This is a genomic window from Candidatus Mycobacterium wuenschmannii (assembly GCF_030252325.1).
Classification (GTDB): Bacteria; Actinomycetota; Actinomycetes; order Mycobacteriales; family Mycobacteriaceae; genus Mycobacterium; species Mycobacterium wuenschmannii.
Map to the genome: position 1 here is coordinate 4,442,100 of NZ_CP126981.1, position 26,338 is coordinate 4,468,437.

29 protein-coding genes and 1 tRNA gene are annotated in these 26,338 nt (G+C 68.2%); 16 read left to right on the forward strand and 14 right to left on the reverse strand.

From position 1 onward, the window contains the following. Window positions 1–2 precede the first annotated feature (2 nt). Window positions 3–1,604 carry a fatty-acid--CoA ligase FadD8 gene (fadD8, locus tag PT015_RS21445; protein ID WP_285187087.1) on the reverse strand — a complete coding sequence of 534 codons (1,602 nt, stop codon included), beginning with the start codon at window positions 1,602–1,604 and terminating at the stop codon, window positions 3–5. Between the two features lie 77 nt (window positions 1,605–1,681). Between fadD8 and PT015_RS21450 the strand changes: the two genes are divergently transcribed. The 4 genes from PT015_RS21450 to PT015_RS21465 are packed head-to-tail and all read left to right on the forward strand — an operon-like array spanning window position 1,682 to window position 5,964. Continuing rightward, entirely contained in the window at window positions 1,682–3,286 is a 1,605-nt protein-coding gene (locus PT015_RS21450; RefSeq protein ID WP_285187088.1) for an amidohydrolase, read from the forward strand. Between the two features lie 44 nt (window positions 3,287–3,330). Next, complete coding sequence (locus PT015_RS21455; protein ID WP_285191226.1) at window positions 3,331–4,227, forward strand: o-succinylbenzoate synthase; 897 nt, start codon at window positions 3,331–3,333, stop codon at window positions 4,225–4,227. A gap of 55 nt (window positions 4,228–4,282) precedes the next feature. Continuing rightward, window positions 4,283–5,245: a GlxA family transcriptional regulator gene (locus PT015_RS21460; RefSeq protein WP_285187089.1), complete on the forward strand. Its 963-nt coding sequence runs from the start codon at window positions 4,283–4,285 to the stop codon at window positions 5,243–5,245. Further along, on the forward strand, window positions 5,242–5,964 hold the full coding sequence (locus PT015_RS21465; protein ID WP_285187090.1) for a DJ-1/PfpI family protein: 723 nt from the start codon (window positions 5,242–5,244) through the stop codon (window positions 5,962–5,964). Before PT015_RS21460 ends, PT015_RS21465 begins: the two co-directional genes overlap by 4 nt. A gap of 76 nt (window positions 5,965–6,040) precedes the next feature. Here the strand turns inward: PT015_RS21465 and PT015_RS21470 are convergent, their stop codons facing one another. Next, window positions 6,041–6,868, reverse strand: coding sequence for an alpha/beta fold hydrolase (locus PT015_RS21470; protein WP_285187091.1), 828 nt, complete (start codon window positions 6,866–6,868; stop codon window positions 6,041–6,043). Window positions 6,869–6,959: 91 nt separating this feature from the next. Here PT015_RS21470 and PT015_RS21475 point away from each other — a divergent pair, with 91 nt between their 5' ends. The 3 genes from PT015_RS21475 (at window position 6,960) to PT015_RS21485 (ending at window position 9,938) form a co-directional block, all read left to right on the forward strand. Beyond that, complete coding sequence (locus PT015_RS21475) at window positions 6,960–7,748, forward strand: alpha/beta fold hydrolase (RefSeq protein WP_285187092.1); 789 nt, start codon at window positions 6,960–6,962, stop codon at window positions 7,746–7,748. A gap of 22 nt (window positions 7,749–7,770) precedes the next feature. Next, window positions 7,771–9,399: a 2-succinyl-5-enolpyruvyl-6-hydroxy-3-cyclohexene-1-carboxylic-acid synthase gene (gene menD, locus PT015_RS21480; protein WP_285187093.1), complete on the forward strand. Its 1,629-nt coding sequence runs from the start codon at window positions 7,771–7,773 to the stop codon at window positions 9,397–9,399. A gap of 95 nt (window positions 9,400–9,494) precedes the next feature. Further along, window positions 9,495–9,938 (forward strand): DUF3592 domain-containing protein, encoded by a 444-nt coding sequence (locus PT015_RS21485; RefSeq protein ID WP_285191227.1) that lies wholly within the window; start codon window positions 9,495–9,497, stop codon window positions 9,936–9,938. Here PT015_RS21485 and PT015_RS21490 read toward each other — a convergent pair. Beyond that, entirely contained in the window at window positions 9,902–10,531 is a 630-nt protein-coding gene (locus tag PT015_RS21490; RefSeq protein WP_285187094.1) for a DsbA family protein, read from the reverse strand. The two genes, PT015_RS21485 and PT015_RS21490, sit on opposite strands and share 37 nt — an antisense overlap. A gap of 85 nt (window positions 10,532–10,616) precedes the next feature. Between PT015_RS21490 and PT015_RS21495 the strand changes: the two genes are divergently transcribed. Further along, the gene (locus PT015_RS21495) at window positions 10,617–11,771 is read left to right on the forward strand and encodes a glycosyltransferase family 4 protein (RefSeq protein WP_285187096.1); all 1,155 of its coding nucleotides are present in this window, start codon (window positions 10,617–10,619) and stop codon (window positions 11,769–11,771) included. Window position 11,772: 1 nt separating this feature from the next. Here PT015_RS21495 and PT015_RS21500 read toward each other — a convergent pair whose 3' ends face one another. After that, window positions 11,773–12,597: an SDR family oxidoreductase gene (locus tag PT015_RS21500; protein ID WP_285187097.1), complete on the reverse strand. Its 825-nt coding sequence runs from the start codon at window positions 12,595–12,597 to the stop codon at window positions 11,773–11,775. Window positions 12,598–12,653: 56 nt separating this feature from the next. On the opposite strand from PT015_RS21500, the gene PT015_RS21505 reads away from it, so the two are divergent. Both PT015_RS21505 and PT015_RS21510 read left to right on the forward strand, forming a co-directional pair. Further along, window positions 12,654–13,343 carry a demethylmenaquinone methyltransferase gene (locus PT015_RS21505; protein WP_285187098.1) on the forward strand — a complete coding sequence of 230 codons (690 nt, stop codon included), beginning with the start codon at window positions 12,654–12,656 and terminating at the stop codon, window positions 13,341–13,343. Window positions 13,344–13,405: 62 nt separating this feature from the next. Further along, window positions 13,406–14,464, forward strand: coding sequence for an LLM class flavin-dependent oxidoreductase (locus PT015_RS21510; protein ID WP_390887883.1), 1,059 nt, complete (start codon window positions 13,406–13,408; stop codon window positions 14,462–14,464). On the opposite strand, the gene menJ is transcribed toward PT015_RS21510, so the two are convergent. Then, on the reverse strand, window positions 14,457–15,686 hold the full coding sequence (menJ, locus tag PT015_RS21515) for a menaquinone reductase (RefSeq protein ID WP_390887884.1): 1,230 nt from the start codon (window positions 15,684–15,686) through the stop codon (window positions 14,457–14,459). The two genes, PT015_RS21510 and menJ, sit on opposite strands and share 8 nt — an antisense overlap. A gap of 21 nt (window positions 15,687–15,707) precedes the next feature. On the opposite strand from menJ, the gene grcC1 reads away from it, so the two are divergent. Then, complete coding sequence (grcC1, locus tag PT015_RS21520) at window positions 15,708–16,715, forward strand: nonaprenyl/(2E,6E)-farnesyl/geranylgeranyl diphosphat synthase (protein ID WP_285187102.1); 1,008 nt, start codon at window positions 15,708–15,710, stop codon at window positions 16,713–16,715. Window positions 16,716–16,784: 69 nt separating this feature from the next. Further along, the gene (htpX, locus tag PT015_RS21525; protein ID WP_285187103.1) at window positions 16,785–17,648 is read left to right on the forward strand and encodes a zinc metalloprotease HtpX; all 864 of its coding nucleotides are present in this window, start codon (window positions 16,785–16,787) and stop codon (window positions 17,646–17,648) included. Here the strand turns inward: htpX and PT015_RS21530 are convergent, their stop codons facing one another. After that, window positions 17,649–18,068, reverse strand: coding sequence for a VOC family protein (locus tag PT015_RS21530; protein ID WP_285187104.1), 420 nt, complete (start codon window positions 18,066–18,068; stop codon window positions 17,649–17,651). A 14-nt stretch (window positions 18,069–18,082) separates the two neighbouring features. Between PT015_RS21530 and PT015_RS21535 the strand changes: the two genes are divergently transcribed. Further along, window positions 18,083–18,742, forward strand: coding sequence for a helix-turn-helix domain-containing protein (locus PT015_RS21535; protein WP_285187105.1), 660 nt, complete (start codon window positions 18,083–18,085; stop codon window positions 18,740–18,742). A gap of 68 nt (window positions 18,743–18,810) precedes the next feature. Beyond that, window positions 18,811–19,146 (forward strand): type II toxin-antitoxin system HicB family antitoxin, encoded by a 336-nt coding sequence (locus PT015_RS21540; RefSeq protein WP_285191228.1) that lies wholly within the window; start codon window positions 18,811–18,813, stop codon window positions 19,144–19,146. 71 nt (window positions 19,147–19,217) lie between these two features. On the opposite strand, the gene PT015_RS21545 is transcribed toward PT015_RS21540, so the two are convergent. The 7 genes from PT015_RS21545 to PT015_RS21575 are packed head-to-tail and all read right to left on the reverse strand — an operon-like array spanning window position 19,218 to window position 24,647. Next, window positions 19,218–20,240, reverse strand: coding sequence for an NAD(P)H-dependent glycerol-3-phosphate dehydrogenase (locus tag PT015_RS21545; RefSeq protein WP_285187106.1), 1,023 nt, complete (start codon window positions 20,238–20,240; stop codon window positions 19,218–19,220). Between the two features lie 30 nt (window positions 20,241–20,270). Next, window positions 20,271–20,570, reverse strand: a complete 300-nt coding sequence (locus PT015_RS21550) for a WXG100 family type VII secretion target (RefSeq protein ID WP_285187107.1) — start codon at window positions 20,568–20,570, stop codon at window positions 20,271–20,273. Between the two features lie 30 nt (window positions 20,571–20,600). Beyond that, window positions 20,601–20,843: a hypothetical protein gene (locus tag PT015_RS21555; RefSeq protein ID WP_285187108.1), complete on the reverse strand. Its 243-nt coding sequence runs from the start codon at window positions 20,841–20,843 to the stop codon at window positions 20,601–20,603. Beyond that, window positions 20,840–21,136, reverse strand: coding sequence for a hypothetical protein (locus PT015_RS21560; protein WP_285187110.1), 297 nt, complete (start codon window positions 21,134–21,136; stop codon window positions 20,840–20,842). The genes PT015_RS21555 and PT015_RS21560 overlap by 4 nt, the downstream gene beginning before the upstream one ends. A gap of 6 nt (window positions 21,137–21,142) precedes the next feature. Further along, window positions 21,143–22,627: a hypothetical protein gene (locus PT015_RS21565; RefSeq protein WP_285187111.1), complete on the reverse strand. Its 1,485-nt coding sequence runs from the start codon at window positions 22,625–22,627 to the stop codon at window positions 21,143–21,145. A gap of 52 nt (window positions 22,628–22,679) precedes the next feature. Beyond that, window positions 22,680–24,152, reverse strand: a complete 1,473-nt coding sequence (locus PT015_RS21570) for a flavin-containing monooxygenase (RefSeq protein WP_285187114.1) — start codon at window positions 24,150–24,152, stop codon at window positions 22,680–22,682. Between the two features lie 3 nt (window positions 24,153–24,155). Then, on the reverse strand, window positions 24,156–24,647 hold the full coding sequence (locus PT015_RS21575) for a YajQ family cyclic di-GMP-binding protein (RefSeq protein ID WP_285187115.1): 492 nt from the start codon (window positions 24,645–24,647) through the stop codon (window positions 24,156–24,158). Between the two features lie 82 nt (window positions 24,648–24,729). Between PT015_RS21575 and PT015_RS21580 the strand changes: the two genes are divergently transcribed. Next, a tRNA-Tyr gene (locus tag PT015_RS21580) sits at window positions 24,730–24,812 on the forward strand. Window positions 24,813–24,865: 53 nt separating this feature from the next. Here the strand turns inward: PT015_RS21580 and PT015_RS21585 are convergent. Then, window positions 24,866–25,567 (reverse strand): TetR/AcrR family transcriptional regulator, encoded by a 702-nt coding sequence (locus PT015_RS21585; protein WP_285187116.1) that lies wholly within the window; start codon window positions 25,565–25,567, stop codon window positions 24,866–24,868. Between the two features lie 83 nt (window positions 25,568–25,650). On the opposite strand from PT015_RS21585, the gene PT015_RS21590 reads away from it, so the two are divergent. Then, window positions 25,651–26,310 carry a LuxR C-terminal-related transcriptional regulator gene (locus tag PT015_RS21590; protein WP_285187118.1) on the forward strand — a complete coding sequence of 220 codons (660 nt, stop codon included), beginning with the start codon at window positions 25,651–25,653 and terminating at the stop codon, window positions 26,308–26,310. The last annotated feature ends 28 nt before the right edge of the window (window positions 26,311–26,338 follow it).

Consider the following 26,338-nt stretch of genomic DNA (forward strand, 5'->3'; position numbering starts at 1 on the left):
GCTCAGCCGACCGCCCGGCCGGCGCCCTCCCAGAACCGCGCCCGGACGGCCTTCTTGTCCGGCTTGCCCAGCCCGGTCAACGGCAGCGCGTCGACGATTTCGATCCGCTTGGGTGACTGCACCGAACCCTTGCGCTCCTTGACCGCGGCCTGGATCTCGGCGGTCATCGCTTCGATCGCGGCGTCGTCGGTCGCAGCGTCGGAGCGCAGCACGACCACCGCGGTCACGGCCTCGCCCCATTTGTCGTCGGGCGTCCCGACCACGCACGCCTGCGCGATCGACGGATGTTCGGCGATGACGTCCTCGACCTCGCGCGGGAAGACGTTGAAGCCGCCGGTGACGATCATGTCCTTGACCCGGTCGACGATGAAGTAGAAGCCGTCCTCGTCCTCGCGGGCCATGTCGCCGGTGTGCAGCCAGCCGTCCTTGAAGGTGTCGGCGGTGGCCTCCGGCAGCTGCCAATAGCCGCCTGCCAAAAGTGGCCCGCTGACGCAGATTTCGCCCGGCTCGCCCTGTGGCACGGGCGTGCCGTCCTCGCCCAGCAGCGCAACCCGGGCGAACAGCGTCGGACGCCCGCACGACGTCAGCCGCTTCTCGTCGTGGTCGCCCTTGGCCAGGTAAGTGATCGCCATCGGTGCCTCGGATTGCCCGTAGTACTGGGCGAAGATCGGCCCGAAGCGCCGGATCGCCTCGGCCAGCCGCACCGGGTTCATCGCCGAGGCGCCGTAGTACACCGTCTCCAGCGACGACAGGTCCCGGGTGTGCGAGTCGGGGTGGTCCATCAGTGCGTAGAGCATCGACGGCACCAGCATCGTCGCCGTGATCTTCTGCTCTTCAATGGTTTTCAGCACCTCGGCGGGATCGAACTTGCTCAGCACCACCATCTCGCCGCCCTTGACCACGGTCGGCGTGAAGAACGCCGCGCCCGCATGCGACAGCGGGGTGCACATCAGGAATCGCGGGCTCTCGGGCCACTCCCATTCGGAGAGCTGAATCTGGGTCATCGCGGCGATGTTGCCGGTGGTTCCCATCACGCCCTTGGGCTTGCCGGTGGTGCCGCCGGTGTAGGCCATGCCGCCGATGTGGTCGGGCGCCAACTCGGCAACCACCAGCGGCTTGGCCTCGTACTTGGCCGCCTCGGCGGACAGGTCCACGGCCACGCCGGCCAGCGCCTCGGGAACCGGGCCGATGGTCAGGATCTGCTTGAGCGAGTCGACCTTTTCCAGCAGCCCCAACGCGCGCTCGACGAACATCGGGTTGGGGTCGACGATCAGCGAGCTGGCGCCGCAGTCGGACAGCACATAGGCGTGGTCATCCAGCGAACCGAGCGGGTGCAACGCGGTACGGCGATAGCCCTGGGTCTGGCTGGCGCCGAGGATCATCAGCACCTCGGGCCGATTCAGCGACAGCAGGCCGACGGTGACGCCGGTGCCGGCGCCCAGCGCCTCGAACGCCTGGGTGTACTGGCTGACTCGCTCGGCCAGCTGGCCGCCGGTCAGCGTGGTGTCGCCCAGGAACAGCACCGGCCGATCCTTATGCCTCTTGAGTGCCCCTACGAGGAGGTGTCCGTTGTGGGTCGGATGGCGCAGCAGGTCGTCGCTCATCGACTCAGACTAGAACGTGTTCCAATTCGTGTCAGCCACCCCCTCGGAAAGCCTGACGATCACTAGTATTCGTGGGCATGGCTGCCGCAGATGTCGTCATGTACGGAACCGTCCTGACCGTTGACGACGCCCGGCCCACCGCCGAGGCGTTGGCGATTGCCGACGGCCGGATCGTCGCGGTGGGCAGCCGCTCTGACGTGGCGGCGTTCGTCGGCCCATCGACCCAGACCATCGAGATCGGCGACGGCTGCGTCATGCCAGGTTTCGTCGAGGCGCACGGCCATCCACTGATGGAGGCCATCGCGCTGTCCGATCGGCTGGTCGATATTCGGCCGGTGACCATGCGCGACGCCGGCCAGGTGGTCGACGCCATCCGTGCCGAGGTTGCCCGCAGGGGGTCGCAAGGCGCCTACCTCAACGGCTGGGACCCGCTGCTGCAAAACGGGTTGCCGGAGCCGACGCTGGCCTGGCTGGACGAGGTCGCGCCCGAGCATCCGCTGGTGATCATCCACAACTCCGGGCACAAGGCGTACTTCAATTCGCAGGCCGCCGGCAAGGCCGGGCTCACCCGCGACACCCCCGACCCCAAGGGGGCCAAGTACGGCCGCGACGCCGACGGCGAACTCGACGGCAGCGCCGAGGAGACCGGCGCGGTGTTCCCGCTGCTCAGCGGCGCCATCTCGCCGAGTGACTACCCGGCGATGTTGCTCGCGGAATGCGCCCGACTGAACAAGGCCGGGCTGACCACCTGCTCGGAGATGGCGTTCGACCCGTCGCTGCGGCCGCTCGTCGAGGGCCTGCGGCAGGCGCTGACCGTCCGGCTGCGGACCTACGAGATGTCCAACCCGAAGATGACGACCGACGCCACCCCCGGCGACGGCGACGACATGCTGCGACAGGTCGGCATCAAGATCTGGGTCGACGGCTCGCCGTGGATCGGCAACATCGACCTGTCCTTCCCCTACCTCGACACCGCGGCGACCCGGGCCATCGGCGTCACGCCCGGCTCGTGTGGATGCGCGAACTACACCAAAGAACAGCTGACCGAGATCGTCGGCGCCTACTACCCGCTGGGCTGGCCGATGGCGTGTCACGTCCAGGGCGACGCCGGCGTCGACACCATCCTCGACGTCTATGAAGAAGCGCTGAAACGCCACCCGCGCGACGACCATCGACTGCGCCTCGAGCACGTCGGCGCGATCCGGCCCGAGCAGCTGCAGCGCGCCCACGCCCTCGGCGTCACCTGCAGCATCTTCGTCGACCAGATCCACTACTGGGGCGACGTGATCGTCGACGGGTTGTTCGGCGACGAGCGTGGATCCCGTTGGATGCCAGCGGGTTCCGCGGTCGCTACCGGCATGCGGATCTCGCTGCACAACGACCCGCCGGTGACCCCCGAGGAGCCGCTGCGCAACATCAGCGTGGCCGTTACCCGTACGGCGCCCAGCGGGCGGGTGCTGGGTCCCGAGGAGTGTCTGACGGTCGAGCAGGCGATCCGGGCGCAGACCATCGACGCGGCCTGGCAGCTTTTTGCCGACGACATCATCGGCTCGCTCGAGGTCGGCAAGTACGCCGATCTCGTTGTGCTGTCCGCAGATCCGCGCGCGGTCCCGCCGGAGACCATCGCCGACCTGGAGGTGCGAGCGACGTTCCTGGCGGGCCGCCGGGTCTACGCGCCGTGACGCTCGACGACATCCTCGACCGCCTGCACGTCGTCTCGCTGCCGATGCGAGTTCGGTTCCGCGGCATCATGACTCGCGAGCTCGCCCTGATCGACGGCCCGGCCGGCTGGGGCGAATTCTGCGCTTTTCTGGAATACGGCGACGCCGAGGCCGCGCACTGGCTGGCGGCCGCGCTCGACTCCGCCTACCGCAAGCCCCCGCCGCCGCTTCGCGATCGCATCGACGTCAACGCCACCGTGCCCGCCGTCCCCGCCGAGCAGGTGCCGGAGATCCTGGCCCGCTTCCCGGGCGCGCGCACCGCGAAGGTGAAGGTCGCCGAACCCGGCCAGACGCTCGACGACGACGTCGCCCGGGTGGACGCCGTCCGCGCGCAGGTGCCGACCGTGCGGGTCGATGCCAACGGAGCCTGGACCGTCGCGCAGGCGGTCGACGCCGCGAAAGCGCTTGGGCCACTGGAATACATCGAGCAGCCCTGCGCCACCCTCGACGAACTCGCGCAGGTGCGCCGCCGGGTCGACGTGCCGATCGCCGCCGACGAGAGCATCCGTAAGGCCGGTGACCCGCTCGCCGTGGTCCGCGCCGGCGCCGCCGACGTCGCGGTGCTGAAAGTGGCTCCGCTGGGCGGGATTTCGGCTCTGCTCGACATTGCCGCCCAGATCGACATCCCCGTCGTGGTCTCCAGCGCGCTGGACTCGGCGGTCGGCATCGCCGTCGGGCTGTCCGCCGCCGCGGCCCTGCCGAACCTGAACCACGCCTGCGGGCTGGGCACCGGGCGGTTGTTCGTCGAGGATGTCGCCGAACCGGTCGGGGCCGACGACGGCTATTTGCCGGTCGCTCCGATCACGCCCGACCCGGCACGCCTGGCGGCATTGCAGGCGTCGCCGGACCGGCGTCAATGGTGGATCGACCGGGTCAAGGCCTGTTTTCCGCTGGTGTCCTGATATGTGGGGTGCATGGCGTAGACGACATAGGGTCTGATCGCCAACACTGAGAGGCATGACGCAGAAGGTGTTGTTCGTCGGCTTCCCGGGGCTGCAGACACTGGACGTCGTCGGCCCGTTCGAGGTGTTCGCGGGGGCGTCGCAGCTGCTGGCCGCGCAGGGCAAAGACGGCTACGCGCCCGAAGTTGTGTCCCTCGACGGGCGGTCGGTGGCCTCGGAGACCGGGCTCAGCCTCGGCGCGGCACCGCTGCCGGACCCGGGCCGGCCGGTCGACACGCTGCTGCTCCCAGGCGGCAGCGGAGCTCGCGGCGACCGGCGCGATCAGCGGCTCATCGACTGGATCGTCGCCGCGGCACCGCACGCCCGTCGCATCGTCAGCGTCTGCACCGGCGCATTCTTGGCCGCGCAGGCGGGCCTGCTCGACGGCTGCCGCGCCACCACGCACTGGGCCTTCGCCGACAAGCTGGCCGACGAATTCCCCGCGGTGGACGTCGATCCCGATCCCATCTTCATCCGCAGCTCGGACAAGGTGTGGACGGCCGCGGGCGTCACCGCCGGGATCGACCTCGCGCTGGCGCTGGTCGAGGCGGACCACGGCACCGAGGTCGCGCAGACCGTCGCGCGCTGGCTGGTGCTGCACCTGCGCCGACCGGGCGGGCAGACCCAGTTCGCCGAGCCGGTCTGGGTGGCCCGCGCGAAACGTGAGCCGATCCGCGCGGTGCAGGAGGCCGTCGAGTCCGAACCCGGTGGCGCACACAGCATCACCGAGTTGGCCCGGCTCGCCGCGATGAGTCCCCGGCACTTCACCCGGGTGTTCACCGACGAAGTCGGCGAGGCGCCCGGCTCCTACGTCGAACGGGTCCGCACCGAAGCGGCCCGTCGCCAACTCGAACAAACCGACGACACCGTCGTCACCATCGCCACCCGATGTGGCTTCGGGACGGCGGAAACCATGCGCCGCAACTTCATTCGCCGTGTCGGGGTCTCGCCCGACCAATACCGAAAGGCATTCGCATGACCCAGATCGCCATCGTCGTCTACCCGGGATTCACCGCCTTGGATTTCATCGGCCCCTACGAAGTGTTGCAGCGGGTGCCGGGCGCCGAGATCCGATTCGTCTGGCACGAGACGGGTCCGATCGCCGCCGAGTCCGGCGTGCTCCTGATCGGCGCCACCCACACCCTCGCCGAAACCCCTTCGCCGGACATCGTTTTGGTACCCGGCGGGATGAGCACCGTCGAACACTCCCGCGACGAGACGCTGCTGGACTGGGTACGCCAGGCGCACCGGACCGCGACGTGGACGGCGTCGGTGTGCTCGGGTTCGCTCATCCTGGCCACCGCCGGCCTGCTCGAAGGCAAGCGCGCCACCTCGCACTGGGGCGTGCTCCCACTGCTGAAGACGTTGGGCGTCAACGCCGTTGGCGACGAGCGGGTGGTGCACGAGGGCAACATCGTCACCTGCGCCGGGGTGTCGGCCGGCATCGACCTGGGCTTGTGGCTGGCCGGCCAGATCGCCGGGGAAGAACGTGCGAAGGCCATCCAACTGAGCATCGAATACGACCCTCAGCCGCCGTTCGACTCCGGGCACATGTCCAAGGCGTCGGCGACGACCAAGGCACTCGCTACCGCGGGCATGGCCCGCGAAGTCAACGTCCCGACCGCGCTCAAAGCCGGCACCCAGCTGTTGTGGGACCGGGCGGTGGGTGCGGTACGTACGAAAGCCACGCGCCGGTAGGCCCAGATTCGCTCGGAGGCGGGCACACCGGTCCCCCCGAACTCCCGGTGACGGGTGGGGCTGGTGAGGCCGGCCGCTAGCTCGCGATCGCGTCGATCACCGCGTCGGGCTCGTCCATCGACACGAACGTCCGCGAACCCGGCACCTCGATCAGCTTGGCGTTGCTGAACACCGCGGCCAGCCGGCGGCCCAGGCTCGGCTTGAACACCACATCGCCCTGCCCCCACACCAGCGTGACGGGCTTGTCGAACCGCGTCAGCCGGTTGGCCACGTCGGTGAGGTCGGTGACGGCGATCTGCCGCAGCAGCGCGGCCAGATCGCGCCGGATGCGCTTGTCGTTCAGCCCGGGCGCCAGCCAGCCGGCCGTGACCCGCGAATCCGGCCGACTGACCAGCAGTCCGAACCCGACCATCGAGTTGCGCACCGCCGCCAGTCGCATCGTCGAGAACAGCGCCTTGATCGAGACCGGCCCACGCAGCAGGCCGAACACCACCCCGAACGGGAACGGCGGGCACTGGTCGAAGGCGTCGCAGTTCGTCAGCACCAGCCGGCCCACCAGATCCGGTCGCGCGTCGACGGCCAGCTGGCAGATGCCACCGCCGGTGTCGCAGCCGACCAGCGTCACGTCCGACAGCCCCAGCGCCTCGATCGCGTCGTTGACGATCCCCGCGACACCCTGCAGCGAGAGCGCGCCGGCATCGGTGACCGGGATGGTGTGCGACCCCAGCGGCAGCGTCGGCACGATGCAGCGGTATCCGAGCCGCCCCAGCTTCTCGGCGACCTCGCGCCACATCTCGCCGTCGACCAGGACGCCGTGCACGAACACCACGGGTGGGTAGGCCGAGTCCTGCGGACCGAATTCGGCGTATTCGATGGTTGCCTGCTTGAGTGCGAGTTGAGTCATGGTTCCCACTCAAACGCCAAACCCGCTGCCAGCACGACGCCGCCGACTGCCAAATGCTGCCAACGGGCCGCCGTCGCGTAGGTTCGTCGTCGTGATCAACCTGGCTTATGACGACAACGGGACGGGGGAGCCCGTCCTCTTCATCGCCGGCCGCGGCGGACTCGGACGCACCTGGCATCTGCACCAGGCCCCGGCATTCCTGAACGCCGGCTACCGCGTCATCACGTTCGACAACCGGGGATCGGGTGCGACGGCGAGCGCCGACGGCTTCACCACCGAGAGCATGGTCGCCGACACAGCCGCGCTCATCGAGCAGCTCGGCGTGGGGCCGGTGCGCATCGTGGCCGTGTCGATGGGTTCCTTCATCGCCCAGGAGCTGATGCTGGCCCGGCCGGACCTGGTGACCCAGACCGTGCTGATGGCGACCCGCGGCCGGTTGGACAAGGCGCGCGACTTCTTCCGCACCGCCGAGGACGAGCTGGCGGCGTCCGGCGTCGTGATCCCGACCGCCTACGACGCCAAGATCCGGTTGCTGGAGAGCTTCTCGCCCAAGACGCTCAGCAATGACGAGGCCGTCGCCGAGTGGATCAGCATGTTCACCATCTGGCCGATCAAGATCACGCCCGGGCTGATCCGCCAGGGTTGGATCTCGCCGCAGGGCAACCACCTGCCGTCCTATGGCGGCATCCACACCCCGACGCTGGTGCTGGGCTTCGCCGACGACGTCGTGACCCCGCCGCACCTGGGCAAAGAGGTCGCCGACGCCATCCCCGGCGGCAAGTACCAGTTGATCCCCGACACCGGGCATCTCGGCTTCCTGGAGCGCCCCGAGGTGGTCAACAGCGCGATCCTCAAGTTCTTCTCCAGCATGGGGTACTGAGACCGCTAGCTAGTCTGGTGTGGTGAATCCCTCGACGGCTCAGGCCCGCGTCGTCGTCGACGAACTGATCCGCGGCGGTGTCCGCGACGTGGTGTTGTGCCCGGGCTCGCGCAACGCCCCGCTGGCGTTCGCGCTGCAGGACGCCGACCGCGAGGGCCGGGTGCGGCTGCATGTCCGCATCGACGAGCGGACCGCGGGTTTCCTCGCCGTCGGGCTGGCGATCGCCGCGGGCACCCCGGTCTGCGTGGCGATGACGTCCGGCACCGCCGTCGCGAACCTGGGCCCGGCGGTGGTCGAGGCCAACTACGCCCGCGTGCCGCTGATCGTGCTGTCGGCCAACCGGCCCTACGAAATGCTCGGCACCGGCGCCAACCAGACGATGGAGCAGCTGGGCTACTTCGGCACCCAAGTCCGCGCCACCATCAGCCTCGGCCTGGCCGAGGACGCCCCCGAGAAGACGGACGCGCTCAACGCGACCTGGCGATCGGCCACCTGCCGTGTGCTGGTCGCCGCGACCGGGGCCCGCAGCGCGAACGCCGGCCCGGTGCACTTCGACATCCCGCTGCGCGAGCCGCTGGTGCCCGACCTCGACCCCGGGCCGACCCCGCCGGGGCGGCCCGACGGCAAGCCGTGGACCTACACCCCGGCCGTCAGCTTCGACCAACCGCTCGACATCGACCTGAAGCTGAACACCGTCGTCATCGCCGGCCACGGCGCCGGCGTTCGGCCCGAACTGGCCGGGCTGCCAACGGTTTCCGAGCCCACCGCCCCGCCGGCCGAGAATCCACTGCACCCTCTGGCGCTACCGCACTTGCGCCCGCAGCAGGTGATCATGCTGGGCCGTCCCACCCTGCACCGGCCGGTGTCGGCGCTGCTGGCCGACCCGTCGGTGCCGGTCTACGCGCTCACCACCGGTCCGCGCTGGCCCGACGTGTCCGGCAACTCGCAGGCCACCGGCACCCGCGCCATCACCACCGGGGCCCCGAACCCCGATTGGCTCAAGCGCTGCGCCGACCTGAACGCCCATGCCGTCGCCGCGGTCCGCGAGCAGCTCGCCGCGCACCCGCTGACCACCGGACTGCATGTGGCCGCCGCCGTTGCCGACGCGCTGCGGCCCGGCGACCAGCTCGTGCTCGGCGCCTCGAACCCGGTGCGCGACGTCGCGCTGGTCGGGCTCGACGCCCACGGGGTCAAGGTCCGCTCGAACCGCGGCGTCGCCGGCATCGACGGCACGGTGTCCACCGCGATCGGCGCCGCGCTGGCGCATGACCCGAGCGGCGGGCGGACCGTCGCGCTGATCGGCGACCTGACCTTCGTGCACGACAGCTCCGGTCTGCTGATCGGCCCGACCGAACCCGTCCCCGCCAACCTGACGATCGTCGTCTCCAACGACAACGGCGGCGGCATCTTCGAACTGCTCGAGCAGGGCGACCCACGCTTCCGCGACGTGTCGGCCCGGGTCTTCGGCACGCCGCACGACGTCGACGTCGGCGCGCTGTGCCGGGCCTATCACATCGACAGCAAGCAGATCGAGCTCGCCGATTTGGGCGAGGCGCTCGACGAGCCGGCCGCCGGGATGCGGGTGCTGGAGGTCAAGGCCGACCGGTCCTCGCTGCGGCAACTACACGCGGCCATCAAGGCCGCTCTGTGACGCGACTGCTCGGCGCGCTCGACGTGCTGAAAACGTGGTGGCGCATATTGATTCACGGCCGCAGCGGCGAATTTCCCAACACCCGCGGGCATCGCATGGTGCGCCTGGCGCGGATCAGCGTCCTGATTCTTGTCGGGCTGGTCACCCTGCAATCGGTATTGCTGATCGCCGGCGCGGTGCGCAACGACGTCGCGATCACGCGCAACATGGGCGTCGCCGAGGCCGAGGTGCTCGACGCCGGTCCGCGGCGGTCGACCATCGAGTTCGTCACGCCGGACCGGGTCACGTATCGCCCCGAGCTTGGAGTGCTGTATCCGTCCGAATTGGCAACGGGCATGCGGATTTACGTCGAGTACGACAAGCTCAACCCGAATCTGGTTCGCGTGCAACACCGTAACGCCAAGCTGGCGATCATCCCGGCGGGGTCGATCGCGGTGGTCGGCTGGCTGATCGCCGCCGCGGCGCTGACCGGCCTGGCCTGGGTGGACAAGCGACTGGACCGTCAGTTGGTCAGCACGTCCAGCCAGCCCGGATCTTGAAGGTCGACAACGCTTCTGGTGTTCAGGTTGTACACCGTCGGGGTTCCCGGATCGTCGGGATGTTCGTCCTTGAGCCGCGCCTTGTTGGCGTCGTTGACCGCGTGCGGGTCTACGGCGTCGTCGCGGGCCGCGATCCGGTCGGCCACCAGGTCGGGCAGTCCGCTCTCGCGGGCCATCGCCGCGACGGCGTCGGTGGTCGGCCCGTCGTGACTCTGATGGCGGTAAAGGTCTTGCACGAAGGCCTGATACGCGGTCGGCGAGGTCGCCGGGTCCGCCGCCAGGAACAGCGCGTTGACCAGTCCGGTGGACACGTCGTTGTGATGCCGGGCGTTGAGGAACGTCAGCCACCGATACGTGATCGCCACCCGGCCGCTCGCCAGCGCGGCGGCCAGCTTGTCGCCGTCGGTCGCCTCCAGCTCCGCGCAGTAGGGGCACTGTGGCTCGCAGAAGATCTCCAACTGCACCGGCGCGAAGAACGACCCGACCAGCACCCCGTTACCGTCGAACGTTCGTGGCACGTCGGCGCGGGCGGTACCGGTGGTGAACATCACCAATCCCAGCATCGTGACCAATATGCCCAGGTAGGAACGCATTGTCAGACTCCCCTTTGGGTCAGAGTTCGTGTCGTGTACGCCAGGCGGTAACCATATCGACAGGCTGCGCTGAGACCGTGATGGCGTGCGAGTAGCGATTGTCGCGGAATCTTTTCTCCCGCACGTCAACGGCGTGAGCAACTCCGTCATCCGAACGCTCGAGCACCTGCGCCGGACGGGCCACGAAGCGCTCGTCATCGCGCCCGACACCCCGCACGGCGAAGAACCCGCGGACCGACTGTACGACGGAATCCGGGTGCACCGGGTGCCGTCGTGGATGTTCCCCAAGGTGACCACCCTTCCACTGGGCCTGCCGATGCCACGAATCCTGCGCGTGCTGCGCGGGTTCGAGCCCGACGTCGTGCACCTGGCGTCGCCGGCGCTGCTCGGCTGGGGTGGGGTGAAGGCCGCCCGCCGTCTCGGCGTCCCGACGGTCGCGGTCTACCAGACCGACGTCCCGGGCTTTGCCGCCAGCTACGGCATCGGGATGACGGAGAAGGTGGCCTGGGCCTGGTTTCGGCACCTGCACAAGCTCGCCGACCGCACACTGGCGCCGTCCACCGCGACGATGGAATCGCTTGTTGAGCATGGCATTCCGCGGGTACACAAGTGGGCGCGCGGGGTCGACATGATCGGCTACGCGCCGTCGGCCCGCGACGAGGCGCTGCGGGCGCACTGGTCGCCGGAGGGCAAGCCGGTCGTCGGCTTCGTCGGCCGTCTCGCGCCCGAGAAGCATGTCGAGCGGCTCACCGCGCTGGCTGCCGCCGGCGACGTGCAGGTGGTCATCGTGGGCGACGGCGTCGACCGCCCCAAACTCCAATCGGCAATGCCCACAGCCGTTTTCACCGGCGCACTGTACGGCGAAGAGCTGGCCAAGGCCTACGCGAGCATGGACGTCTTCGTCCACGCCGGCGAGCACGAGACGTTCTGCCAGGTGGTGCAGGAGGCGCTGGCGTCCGGCTTGCCGGTGATTGCGCCCGACGCGGGCGGACCGCGCGATCTGGTGACGCCGTGGCGCACCGGATTGCTGTTGCCGGTCCAGGAATTCGAGGCGCAGCTGCCCAACGCCGTCGCGCACCTGCTGGAAGACCGGCAGCGCTACTCGGTGGCGGCCCGCAAGAGCGTCCTCGAACGCAGCTGGCCCGCCATCTGCGACGAACTCCTCGGCCATTACGAGGCGGTCCTGTCGCCGATTGCCCGGGCGCGCCTGGCCCGTCGCCGCTACGCGCAGGGGCAGTGAGCTAGCCCTGCGCCAACTCGGCGACCGGCTGCCACTCCTCCCACGTCTTCAGCCGCTGCTCGTAGTCGGCCTTCGCCAACCCCAGCGGCGCGTCGCCGAAGAACACCCGCAACGGCGGGCGCTCGGCGTCGACGACCTTCAGCACGGCCGCCGCGGAGGCCTTCGGGTCACCGGGCGCGGACCAACGGGTCTTGCGACCCTCCTCCACGGTCGCGCGGACGTCGGCGTAGTCCGGCAGCTCCCCAGCCCGTCGCGACGACGAACCGGACCAGTCGGTCGAGTAGCCCTGCGGCTCGATGAGCGTGACGTGGATGCCGAACGGTTCGACCTCCTGGGCCAGCGACTGCGAGAAGCCCTCCAGCGCCCACTTCGAGGCGCAGTAGAGGCCGACGTCGGCGAACGCGGTGATGCCGCCGATCGACGACACCTGGATGATGTGCCCGCTGCCCTGTGCGCGCAGGAACGGCAACGCCGCCTGGGTCACCCACAGCGCGCCGAACACGTTCGTGTCGATCTGGTCGCGGGCGTCCGCCTCGGACAACTCCTCGATGAAGCCGAACTGCCCGTAGCCGGCGTTGTTGACGACGATGTCGAGGCGCCCGAAGTGCTCGTGGGCCTGCTTGACCGCGGCGAAGTCGGCCGCGCGATCGGTCACGTCCAGCCGGAGCGGCAGAATCCCGTCGCCGAATTTCTCGACCAGGTCGTCGAGCGTCGCGGTGTCGCGCGCCGTGGCAGCGACTTTGTCGCCCCGCTCCAGGGCGGCGATCGCCCACTCTCGTCCGAAGCCGCGGGAGGTACCGGTGATGAACCACACTTTTTCAGCCATGGCCTGTTCCAACGCGTGCGTCCGGCGCTGATTCCCGGACCGGTAAGTTCGACTACGTGAATCGCGCCACGCTGGACAAGGACCCTCGCGAGGTTGCGTCGATGTTCGACGGCGTCGCGCGTCGTTACGACATCACCAACACCGTGCTGTCGTTGGGCCAGGACCGGTACTGGCGCCGCGCCACCCGTAAGGCGCTCGATATCGCGCCGGGGGACAAGGTGCTCGACCTGGCCGCCGGCACCGCGGTGTCGACGGTCGAGCTGGCGACATCCGGGGCGTGGTGCGTGGCCGCGGATTTCTCGGTGGGCATGCTCGGGGCCGGCCACGCCCGGATGGTGCCCAAGGTCGCCGGCGACGCGACTCGACTGCCGTTCGGCGACAACGTTTTCGACGCGGTGACGATCAGCTTCGGGCTGCGCAACGTCGCCGAACGTGAGAAGGCCCTCAGTGAAATGGCCCGCGTGACCCGGCCCGGTGGCCGGCTGGTGGTGTGCGAATTCTCCACGCCCACCAGCAAGTTGTTCGCCACCGTGTACAAGGAATACCTGATGCAGGCGCTGCCCCGGGTGGCGACCGCGGTGTCGAGCAACCCGGAAGCCTATGTCTACCTTGCGGAATCGATCCGGGCTTGGCCCGACCAGGCCGACCTGGCGCACCAGATCTCGGCCGCCGGCTGGTCGGCGGTGCGGTGGCGCAACCTCACCGGCGGCATCGTGGCCCTGCACGCCGCCTACAAGGCGCACTGACTTTCATTCGCGTTGATTCTCGGTCTGGCCGGACGCATCGACCTATGCAACTATCGGGCCCGGTGAGCCGCGAATTTCTTTGGTACATCCCAAATACTGTGCTGTCCGGTCATCGAGGCGACGACACCGTCGATGGCTGGGGCAGTCTCGAATACTCCGCAGAACTCGCCCAGCGGGCCGAACGGCACGGCTGGGGCGGTGCGCTGATCGGCGCCGGTTGGGGGCGGGCCGACTCGTTCACCGTCGCTACCGCGATCGCCGCGCGGACCACGACGTTCGCCCCGCTGGTCGCCATCCGGCCCGGCTACTGGCATCCCGCGCACTTCGCCAGCGCCGCCGCGACACTCGACCAGCTGAGTCAGGGCCGGCTGCTGGTCAACGTGGTCACCGGCGCCGACGACGTGTTGGCTTACGGCGACGTCGACCTCGACAAGTCGAGCCGCTACGACCGGACCCGTGAATTCCTGCAACTCGTCCGCAAGCTGTGGACCGAAGAGGACGTCACTTACGACGGCCAGTACTTCTCCGTCGAGCATTCGACGTTGCAGCCGCGTCCGTTTGCCGGTGGGCCGAAGCTGTACTTCGGTGGTGCGTCGGCGGCGGCCGAGGAGGTCGCCGCCGAAGAGGCTGACGTGCAACTGTTTTGGGGTGAGCCGCTCGACGGCATCGCCGAGCGCATCGAACGCCTCGAGGCGTTGTCGGAGAAGCTCGGCCGCGAACACCCGCCGCTGGAGTACGGGCTGCGCATCACGACGTTGGTTCGCGACACCTCCGAGGAAGCGTGGCGGGACGCCGAGGCGAAGGTGGCCGAGTTGGCCGGCAGGCCGTCAGTCTTGTTGCTGCACAACGCGGGTTCGGCGGAGGGTCAGAAACGGCTGACCGACCTCGCTGATCGCGGCGAGGTGCTGGACTCCTGCCTCTACACCGCGCCGAGCAGGTACGGCGGTGAGGGCGCCGGGACGACCTGGCTGGTCGGCTCGGCCGAGGAAGTGGCGGCGGCGCTGCAGAAGTACGCCGACCTAGGGGTGAAACACTTCGTGCTGTCGGACACGCCGTACCTGGCCGAGGTGTCGCGGATCGGCGAGCAGATTCTGCCGTTGCTGCGCAACGCAGTCAGCTGAACGGCTTGCGCCGGTCCAGCAGCCGGGACAGTCGCCCGCCGCCGCGCCAGGCCCGCGCCACCCAGTCGGCGTCCTCGTCGGTGACGAGGTTGCCCATCACCCGCACCGCGATACCCATCAGCGTCGTCGAGCGCATCCCGATCGGGCCGGCCGCGGGCAGAAAGCGCGGGAATGTCAGCAGCAGCCCGAGTCGACGGGCCACGGAAAACCCTCGGCCGTAATGGGATTGGAGCACGTGCGGCCACGCGTCGGACAGGTCGCCGGAGCCCAGCATCTCGACGGCCAGGCGGCCGGTTTCCAGGCCGTAGTCGATGCCCTCGCCGTTGAGGGGGTTGACGCACGCGGCCGCGTCGCCGATCAGCATCCAGTTGCGGCCCGCCACACCGGATACCGCGCCGCCCATCGGCAGCAGCGCCGACGACATCCCCCGCGGTTGACCCTCGAAGCCCCACTCCTCGCGGCGCAGATCGGTGTAGTACGACATCAGCGGCCGCAACGCCAGGTCGGCCGGCCGCTTCGTCGTCGAGAGCGCGCCGACACCGATGTTCACCTCGCCGTTGCCCAGCGGGAAGATCCAGCCGTAGCCCGGCAGCACTTTGTCCTCGGAGCCGTTGGGTCCTCGCAGCTCCAAATGCGAAGTGAGCCAAGGGTCGTCGCTGCGTGGGGTGGCCAGGTATCCGCGAGCCGCGATCCCGTACACCGTCTCCTGGTGCCAGCGTCGCCCCAGCACGCGTCCCAGCGTCGATCGTGCCCCGTCGGCGACGATCAGCTCGCGGCAGCCGACCTGGGCGCCGTCGGACAGCGTCACCGAGGTCACCCGGGCCGACGAATCATGATCGACACCAACGGCTTTGACCCCGAGCCGCATCCGGGCGCCGGATTCCTCGGCGACCTTGCGAATCCGGTCGTCGAGTTCGACGCGGGCCACCGCGCTGCCGGTCGACGGGAACGAGGGGCCGGGCCACTCGACTTCGACCTCGCCGCCGAACCCGCTCATTCGCAGCCCACGGTGCCGAATCCGGGCGTCCAGCCACTCGCCGAGTCCCAGCCGTTCCAGTTCCGCGACCGCCCGCGGCGTCAGCCCGTCGCCGCAGGCCTTGTCGCGCGGAAAGTTGGCCGCGTCGATCACCAGCACGTCGCGGCCGGCCCGCGCCGCCCACGCGGCGGCTGCCGAGCCTGCCGGGCCGGCGCCCACGACCACCACGTCGGCATGGGAGTCCATGTTCACCAGTATGTTGGTCGGGTGAGGACTCCGGCGACAGTGGTAGCAGGCGTGGACTTCGGGGACGCCGAATTCGCCACGGCCGTGCGCGACGGGGTAGGTCGCGTCGAGCAATTGATGGAAACCGAGCTGCGCGGGTCAGATGACCTGATGACGGACGCGGTGCTGCACCTCTTCGAGGCCGGTGGCAAACGATTCCGCCCGCTTTTCGCGGTGCTGGCGGCGCAACTGGGGCCCCAGCCGAACTCCGAGGACGTGACGATCGCGGGCGCGGTCATCGAACTGGTGCACCTCGCGACGCTCTATCACGACGACGTGATGGACGAGGCCCAGGTCCGCCGCGGCGCACCCAGCGCCAACCTGCGGTGGAACAACAACGTCGCGATCCTGGCCGGCGACTACCTGTTCGCGACGGCCTCGCGGCTGGTGTCGCGGCTCGGCCCGGCGGCCGTGCGGATCATCGCCGACACCTTCGCCCAGCTGGTCACGGGGCAGATGCGCGAGACCCAGGGCGCCGCCGACCAGGCCGACCCGATCGCGCACTACCTGAAGGTGGTGCACGAGAAGACGGCCTGCCTGATCGGCGCGGCCGGCCGGTTCGGCGCGATGTTCTCCGGCGCCGACGAAGACCAGACAGAGCGGCTCAGCCGCCTCGGCGACCTCGTCGGCACGGCGTTCCAGATCTCCGACGACATCATCGACATCGACAGCGATCCCGACGAGTCCGGCAAGCTGCCCGGCACCGACCTGCGCGAGGGCGTGCACACGCTGCCGGTGCTCTACGCGCTGCACGACACCGGCCCGGACGCCGACCGCCTTCGTGAGCTGCTGGCCGGGCCCATCGAGGACGACGATGCGCTGGCCGAGGCGTTGCGCCTGCTACGAGCCTCGCCGGGCATGAACAAGGCCAAGGAGACGGTCGCGCAGTACGCGACGCGGGCCCGCGAGGAGCTTGCCGCGCTGCCCGCGGGTCCCGGACGTGACGCCCTGGCGACGCTGGTCGACTACACGATCCACCGACACGGTTAGTCGTGCGGAACTCAGCCGCGGTTGCCCGGCGTTAAATGGGGAGAACCCGGTGGTCGTAGGAGGACTTTGATGACCTGGCATCCGCATCACAACACGGCGAAGACGTTCGCGTTGCTGGTTGGCATGTCGGCTTTGATCGTGTTTGTCGGCAGCTTGTTCGGCCGCGGCGTGATGTTCGTGGCCGTGCTGTTCGCCGTCGGCATGAACGTCTACACCTACTTCAACAGCGACAAGCTGGCTCTGCGGGCGATGCACGCGCAGCCGGTGTCCGAGATTCAGGAGCCGGTGATCTACCGGATCGTGCGCGAGTTGGCGACCACCGCGCACCAGCCGATGCCGCGGCTCTACATCAGCGACACCGCCGCGCCCAACGCCTTCGCGACCGGGCGCAACCCGCGCAACGCCGCGGTGTGCTGCACCACCGGGATCCTGAACATGCTCGACGAGCGTGAGCTGCGCGCCGTGTTGGGTCACGAGCTGTCGCACGTGTACAACCGCGACATCCTGATCTCGTGTGTGGCCGGCGCGCTGGCGTCGGTGGTGAGCGCCCTGGCCAACATGGCGTTCATCTTCGGGTCCATGAGCGGCAACAATCGCGAGGGTGGCAATCCCTTTGCGCTGCTGCTGGTTTCGATGCTGGGGCCGATCGCGGCGACGATCGTGAAGATGGCGGTGTCGCGGTCACGCGAGTACCAGGCCGACGAGTCCGGCGCGATGCTCACCGGCGACCCACTGGCGCTTGCGTCGGCGCTGCGCAAGATCTCCGGTGGCGTGCAGGCGGCGCCGCTGCCGCCGGAGCCGCAGTTGGCCGCGCAGGCGCACCTGATGATCGCCAGCCCGTTCCGCGCGGGCGAGAAGATCGGGTCGCTGTTCTCCACGCACCCGCCGATGGCCGACCGGATCCGTCGTCTCGAAGAGATGGCCGGGCAGTAGTCAGCCCTCGAAGTACACCGCTTCCCACAGGTGCCCGTCCGGGTCGGTGAAATAGCCTGAGTAGACGCCCCACGGCCGTTCGGCGACGGCGCTGACATGCGCGCCGGCCTGCCTCGCGGCTTCGAGCACCGCGTCGACCGCGCCGCGCGACGCCACCGCGTGACCGATCGAAAAGCCATGGCCGCGAACGGCTTCGACGTCGACGCCGGCGTCCTTGGCCAGCTCGGTGATCGGGTACAGCGACAGGGTCAGGCCGTCGCGGAGTCTGAACATCGCCGTCCGGCCGGCGGGTTCGGTCTCGGAGCCGGCGAACTCGGTGCCGATGATGCCGTCGGACTCGAAGCCGAGATCGGTGTAGAACCGTAGGGAGCGATCCAAGTCCGTGACGGCAAGCGTCACGACGTCGATGTGCGGTTGCAAGGTGTTCCTTTCGTATGGGTTATTGGCAGACGACCGATGTGCGCACCGGCCTGGTGCTCTGGTGTTCGTCGGGCGCCGGCGTGTTGCGGGTACTGCCCGATCTGCACGCCGACCTGATGTTCTGGCGAGGTGGTCTGCACATTGCCGGATACGACACCAGGGCGCACGACTACGACCGCGGTGACGGCGATACGACGTACGGCGTGCGCCTGCCGCCGGGCGCGCTCGCGCCGGTGCTTCGGGACAGCGCACTTCATGCCGTCGACGAGCGAATAGCGTTGGCGCCGCGCCGGGGCGATCTGCTGTCGATCGCCACGCGATTGCTGGCCGACGCCGATGTCGAGACGCGGTGCGCGACAGCCGTGCTGGCGCAGGCCCGGGCTGGCACCAGGGTCGCCGGGGTCGCCGCCGAGTTGGGCTGGTCGGCCCGGCGGCTGCATCGGTTCTGCCACAACAACTTCGGCATGCCGTTCGCGACGTTGCGCGGGCTGTACCGCTTCCGCTTCGCACACGATCTGCTTTCTGACGGCCTGTGCCCGGCCGACGTCGCCGCGCGGACCGGGTACGCCGACCAGTCGCACCTGACCCGCGAAGTCGGCCGATTCGCTATGACCACCCCCGCGCGCATCCATGCCTCGACCGTCGCATCTGGGACGTCCGCCGGTCTTGAATGAATCGGACATCCCCAGCCTGACCATGCGACGACTTTCGGAATCGTGACCACATGCGATATCACCTAGCGGTGAATCGCTACACCTACCGCGCCGAATGGTCCTCGGAGCACCGCGAATATGTCGCCCTTTGCCTCGAATTGCCGTTCCTGCACAAATGCGCCCCGACGCTCAAGGAAGCGATCGCCCGCATCGAGCAAGAAGTCGACGAGTACGTCGCCGACCGTCAGGGAGACGTCCCGCCGCCGCTCACGGATCGACGATTCAGTGGCAGATTCGTCGTCCGCACATCGCCGATGCTGCACTCGCGGCTGACCGTGGAAGCCGCCGAGCAGAACGTGTCGCTGAATCAGTGGGTAGTGCAGAAGCTGGCGGGCCGGCCGCCAATTGGCTTGTTCGACTTGTGATATCGCATGTGGTCACGTTTCCGAACGGGGTGTATACCTGAGACCCAGGTACGCATGTGGCCACTGTGACGCTAGAAGCCCGCGCCGTGCACCTCGTGCCCCGGCGTCTCGGCGGCCAACCCGCGATAGGCGTCCTCCACCGTCGCGCCGTGGTTGATCACCCCGTCGACCTCGCGCGCGATCGGCATGTTCAGCCCGTACTTGTCGGCGAATTCCATGATCACGCTGGCGGCCTTGACGCCCTCGGCGACCTGGTTCATCGACGAGATGATCTCGTCGATCGTCTTGCCGGAGCCCAGTTGCTCGCCGACGTGCCGGTTACGACTGCGCTGGCTGGTGCAGGTGACGATCAGGTCGCCCATGCCGGCCAGGCCCGCGAACGTGTCGCGCTGCCCGCCCATCGCCTCGCCGAGCTTCGACATCTCGCGCACCGACCGCGCGATCACCATCGCGCGGGTGTTCTCGCCGATCCCCAGCGAGTAGCCCATGCCGACCGCGATCGCGTAGACGTTCTTCAACGCCCCGGCCATCTCGACACCCAACACATCGTCGATGGTGTACACGCGAAAACGCTTGGTGCGGAACAACTGTCCGAGCTGAGCGGCGAGGTGCTGGTCGGGCATCGCCAACACCGCCGCGGCGGCGTAACCCTCGGCGACCTCGCGGGCGATGTTGGGACCGGCCAGAATCCCGGCCGGGTGGCCGGGCAGCACCTCGTCGACGATCTGCGACATCCGCATGTTGGTGCCCTGTTCGAGACCCTTAACCAACGACACCACCGGCACCCACGGCCGCAGCTCCGTCGCCAGTTCGGTCAGCACCCCGCGGAAGCCGTGCGACGGAACTCCCATCACGACCACGTCGGCGCACTGTGCCGCCTCGGCGAAGTCGGTGGTGGCGCGCAGGTTCTCGGACAGAACATGGTCTTCGCCAAGGTATTTGGTGTTGCGGTGGTTCTCGTTGATGTCCTTGGCGGTCTCTTCGGAGCGGACCCACTGCAACGCCGGCCCGCGACGCGCGCAGATGGAGGCGACGGTGGTGCCCCAGGAGCCTCCACCGAGGACGACGACTTTTGGTTCGCGCTGAGCTGCCATGGCGCCAGCGTATTGCCGACGCCGGATCTTTTACGGGCGAACTTGCGAATCGATCTGGTGAGTGTGGCGTGCCTCCATCTCGGAGTACGACTGGCCGCACGTCGACAAGTGCGTCGCGTGATCGCCCAGTTGGGTCACCAACGCCGTCGAGTTGTTGCTCCACTGCGGGGTGCGACGAGCCAGTGCCTGCGCCGAGCGCCCGGTCCAGCCGCCCTGCGCGCCCGCGATCCGGTCGTCGACGGACAGGTGCGACGTCGCGAGGTCCTCACCGTGGCCGGTGACCTGCACGGCCGACGTGGCGAGATGTTCGAGGTTGACCCGAAGTGCCATGCCCAATTCTTACCAGCATCCGGCGGGCTGTCACTTCACCAAAAATTGCCCGACCAAGCCCGACTCGGTGAGCCGGACCGCGAACGACGCCAGCCAGCCGCCCGCCCAGGTCAGCAGCGCCAACGGAACGACGAGCCGAAACCGCGCGAACGGCAACGCGCACACCACCGCCAACCCCCACACGATCAAAGTCACCCAGCCGGGCGCAAGGCTCGCCACCAGGGCTCCGACCACCGCGACGACCGGAGACCACGCCGAGAACGTAGGTGTCATGCGCCGCGAAACACCTCGAACTGCAGCATCGCCGTCAACGCCAGGAGCAGTGCGAAGAACGACGCGACACCGATCGCCCGCGACCACGGGCGCGGAATCACCCCGAACGTCACGGCCATGCAGAGCAGCGCACCGCCGCGCACGAGCGTCTCGGCGCGGGTCGAGTGCGCAAGATCGACGGCGCTCACAACCAGCCATATCCCGTAGGCGATAGCCGACGCGATGGGAATGAAAAAGGTTGCGAGCGCCCAGTTTTGCGGCGACATCGTGATCGATTTGATGGTCGGCAGCACTTTCTGTCAGGAGGGTGGCGCGGGGAGCGGCGGCGGTGTGGGAACGGGCAGTGGGGGAGCGGCGACCGGAGGCGGGGGCACGAACGGCGGCGGCAGCGTGTAGATATTCGGCACGTTCGGCGCCGGCATCAGAGTGGTCCCGGGCAACTGCTGCGTAGGAATCAGACGCGGCGCCCCTGGCGGTAATCCGTCGGGCATCTGCGGTGCCCACGGCCGTGGGAGGTCCGGCAGGTCGGCGCCGACGTGGTTGCCGGGCAGCGGAAGTGTGAGCGGACCAAGCTGATTGGACGTCACCTGCTGATTGAACAGCTGAGTGACCGTGCCGTCGGGCTTGAACTGGTAGCCCTCGGTGCTTGGGTACGGCGTGATGTTGCCGCCGATCGCGACCGTTCCGTCGCCGTTCGGGACGATGTTCATCGTGCCGTTGACGTTGACGAACGGTTTGGCGATCCCGGGCTCGAACGGGTCTGCGGCCGTGTAGTTGATCATCAGGGAACCGTCGGCGGCCTGCAGCGCGCTCACCATCGGCTTGCCGGTGCCCTTGTCGACCCCGTCGGTAGACATCGTCGGATTCTGGCGCGCGACGATGATCCCGTGCTCCATGTCGACGAACATGCTGACGCGCGACGCCTCGGCCGGAGCGTACGGAGACGGGCCCCTGTTGTCGCCGACCATGTGCGGGTTGACGCGGTCGTTGAACTCGAAGTTCTGCACCTCTGCGCTGGGGATGTACATGTTCTGCCGGTACATGCCCCCGCCCGGGATCGGGTTGAACCGCCCGACAACGACATTGGACTCGAATCCGCCGTAGCGCGGGTCGTAGGTGTGTGGGTCGAGCCCCTCGGCCATCCGCCAGTCGTTGGCCGACACCGGGTCTCGGCCGTACACCTGCTTGAACGCCTCGCGCTGGTTCTTCTGCTGTGCGGCGTCCTTGGCGATCTGGTCGGGCGTCAGCCCGTCGGGGCCGACGCGGTCGATTGTCGGCGTCGCATGGGGGATTGGCACATCCCCGTCGGCCATGTCGATCGCCTGCGCCAGCTCCTCGTCCACGACGGTCGCCTGTCCGACGATCGCGTCGAGCTCAGGCTGGTATTTGGCGAGCTTGTCCGCAAGCATGTGCGCGCTGCCCTTGAAGGCCGAGGTCGCCACGACTTTGTTGGACATGGTGTCGATGGTCAGCCCAGGTCCCAGAGCATCGCGCAACGCCTGCAACCGCGCCTTGACCGATTCGATGCCGTCGGCGGCGCGGTCGGCGGCCATCGCCACCGCCAGCGCCTCGCGGCCGTCTTTGTCCAGGTCTTTGCGGGTCTGCTCGATCGAGTTCTTCGCCGCGGTCGCCGCGACGCCGCCCCAGGTCTGGAACGCCGGCAGTGTGGCCAACCCGTCGCGCGCCAGCTGATTGGCCTCCGCGCGACTGCGCGCCGCGTGAAAGACCTCGCGGACGTCGCCGGGCTTCCAGCGGTCGATATCCGCAACAGACAGACCCGTCACGGGACGGAGCTTGTCACGAATGCAACGTTTGTGTCACTTCACCCCTGTGGAGTCATCCGGCCAGCGCGGCCTTCTGCTCGGCGGTGCCGAACACCATCGCCTCGGTGATCCGGTCGAACCGGTAGTCGATGGCGTCGGCAAAGTAGTTCTGCCGAACGTTCCACGGCCGCTTGATGCCCGACTTCGGCAGCGCGTGCGGGGCGCGCAGCACGTAGCCGGCCTGGATGTCCCAGGCCGACTTCTCCGGCATCGGCTCGCCGCCCAGATGCGGGTAGGCGTGCGTGTAGCCGTGAGAGGCCATGTGGTTCAACAGCTTTGCCGTCGCGCGCGCGGTCATGTCGGCCCGCAACGTCCACGAGGCGTTGGTGTATCCCACGCACCAGAACAGGTTCGGCACCTCCTCGAGCATGTGGGCCTTGTAGACGAAGCGTTCCTGCGGCTTGACTTCCGCGCCGTCCATCGACACCGCCACCCCGCCGAGGGCCTGCAGTTGCAATCCGGTCGCGGTGACGATGATGTCGGCGTCCAGATGCTGCCCCGACGTCAAAGCGATTCCGCTGGAATTGAAGTGGTCGATGTGATCTGTCACGACCTCTGCGCGGCCGTCGCCGATCGCGACGTAGAGGTCGGCGTCCGGGATCAGGCACAGCCGCTGGTCCCATGGGTTGTAGCGCGGCTTGAAGTGGGTGTCGACGTCGTAGCCCTTGGGTAGGTAGTGCAGGGCAACCTGGCGGATCAGCCACTTCACAAAGCTCGGCGTCGTGCGGGCCAGGAACCAGATCACCCCCTCCATCAACGCGTTGCTCTGACGGGCATACGAGTGAGCGATCCTGCGGGGCAACAGCTTTCGCACCAAGTTCAAGCCACCGCTGCTGCGCGCCGCCGAGAACAGATACGTCGGCGAGCGTTGCAGCATCGTTACTTTCGACGCCGTCTCCGCCAGCGACGGGATCAGCGACATCGCGGTCGCGCCGCTGCCGATCACCACGATCTTCTTGCCCTGGTAGTCGAGATCCTCCGGCCAGTGCTGCGGGTGCACCACGGTGCCGTCGAACTCGTTGAGGCCGGGGAAGTCCGGCGTGTAGCCCTCGTCGTAGTTGTAGTAACCGGACCCGAAGAACACGAAGCGGCCGCGAAACACCTTCTCGCCGCCGCCCTGCGACGCGGTGACGGTCCAGGTGTCGGTCGAGGAGTCCCAGTCCGCCGAGCGGACGTGGGTGTTGAACTCGATGTGCGAGTCGATGCCGTACTTGTGCGCAGTCTCGGTCAGATACTCGCGGATGTCCCAACCGTCGGCCACCCGTTCCTGCTTGGCCCACGGCTCCCACGGGAAGCACAGCGTGAAGATGCTGCTGTCCGAGCGCACCCCGGGATACCGGAACAGGTCCCAGGTGCCGCCGATCTGCTCGCGGCGCTCCAAGATGACGTAGCTGGTCCCCGGGTTGCGCTCGGTGATGCGGTAGGCGGCGCCCAGGCCCGAGATGCCCGCACCGATGATGACGACGTCGACGTCGGTTACGTCCATCCGCTAACGGTAGTTGACGAACTGCAGCGCGACCTCGAGATCGGCGCCCTTCAACAGCGACTGGACGGCCTGCAGGTCGTCGCGGCTCTTGCTGGTCACCCGGACCTCCTCGCCCTGAATCTGCGTCTTGACGCTCTTGGGGCCCTCGTCGCGGATCAGCTTCGTGATCTTCTTGGCGTGCTCGCTGGTGATGCCCTCTTTCAGCGACCCGGTGACCTTGAAGGTCTTGCCGGACGCCTGCGGCTCGCCGGCGTCGAATGCCTTGAGGCTGATGTCGCGGCGGATCAACTTCTCCTTGAAGACTTCCACCGCGGCCTTGACCCGCTCCTCGGTCGAGCTGGTCAGCTCGATCGCCTCGTCGCCCTTCCAGGCGATCTTGGTGTCGGTGCCGCGGAAGTCGTAGCGCTGGCTGAGTTCTTTGGCTGCCTGGTTGAGGGCGTTGTCGACCTCTTGGCGGTCGAGCTTGCTCACGACGTCGAACGATGAATCTGCCATCGGGATACGTCTCCTTTCATCGATGTTGGCCGTTTTCTGTCTGAGTACATCTTCGTTGTAGGCTAGCTACCCGTAATACACCGGCAGATTGCCCGAGCGGCCAATGGGAGCGGACTGTAAATCCGTCGGCTAACGCCTACCCAGGTTCGAATCCTGGATCTGCCACCCGGAAGAGATGGACGTGGTCCCGCAGCGATTGTTGCGGGACCACGTTCGTCTCACACGACAAGCGGCGCGATCGGCTCGTGCGGGTCGACGGTGATCCCGGCTTTGAGGAACGCGCTGTTGTGCAGCGCCCACATCCAGTCGGTGAGCTGGGTGACGAATTCCTTGCGGGGTAGACCGGCCGGGTCCTTCAGCCAGTGGGTCGTCGAGGATTCGATGAAACCGACCGCCCCGAAGGCTAGCGACGTGGTCGGTCGCTCGTCGACCCCGAGCGTGCGGTAGTACGCGGCAATCACCTTGGCGAGATTCGTCGCAACCACATTGTTGACTTCGTCGATGGCGGAGACGCCGCCCGCCTCGTCGCTCAGCGGGTGGCGGGCCAGGTACTCGTAGAGATTCGGGTGTTCGAGGCGCCACCTTACGTGCATCGACACGCTTGCCCGGATCAGCTGCATCAGGCTGACCGGCACGTCCCACACGAGAGTCTGCTTGGCGGTGAGCATCTCGCCGGCCCGCCGGGCGATGCTGTGGTGCAGATCGGCCGCGCCGTCGAAATAGCGGTACAGCTTGGTCCGGGTCACCCCGACGTGGTCGGCCACCTGTTCGGTCGACGCCTGCGGGCCGTAGAGCTCGATCGCCTCCAGCGCCGCTTCGACGAACTCGGCGCGTCGTTTCGCCCGCTGCCCCGACCAGCGGGCGGCACGGCCGTCGACGGGTTGAGCCACGGCCACATCATGCGGCGCGCGAGCAATCACGCTTTACATGGTACGGATCGTCCCGCTAATCTCTTTTCCGATACACATGTACCGGAAACGGAACTAAACGTCCGAGAGGTGGGATGTCACGCATCGTCCCGCTGGTAGTGATCGATGACCAGCCGATCGTTCACACCGGCGTTCGCAGTTGGGTCGCCGAGGCGTCGATCCTGACCGGTGCCGTGCACGCGTACCGGTCGCTTCCGCAGTTCCTGAAAGAGCACCAGCGCCACTCCGCCGGCAGCGAAGTGATCATCTTCGATCCCGAGCACGGCGAGCAGCGCCCGGACTACGCCGGCCTGGAGCAGTTGTGCAAGCTCCAGCACCGGGTGGTCGCCTACTCTCGCATCGCGTCGACCGAGATCATCCTGAACTGCCTCGATGTCGGCGCCGCGAACTACATCGTGAAAACCGAGTCGCCAGAACATCTCCTCGACGCGATCACCGCCGCGCAGCTCGGCACCGAATCGCACGGGCCGCTCGCCACGGCCGCGATGGAGGCGGCGCGGCAGTTCGGCCGCCCGGAACTCACCGCGCAGGAGCGGCGCGTGCTGGTCGAGTGGCTGCTCACCGACAACAAGGAGTCGGTCAGCAGGAAGCTGCACATCGCGCCGAGCACCGTCCGAACCCACCTGCAGCGAATTCGACGGCGCTACAGCGAGATCGACCGGTCAGCGCCCTCGAAGGCGGCCTTGTTCGCCCGTGCCGTTCAGGATGGCCTGATCGGCATTCACGACGTCTGACGCAGGCGCACGCGCAATGATCTTTAGG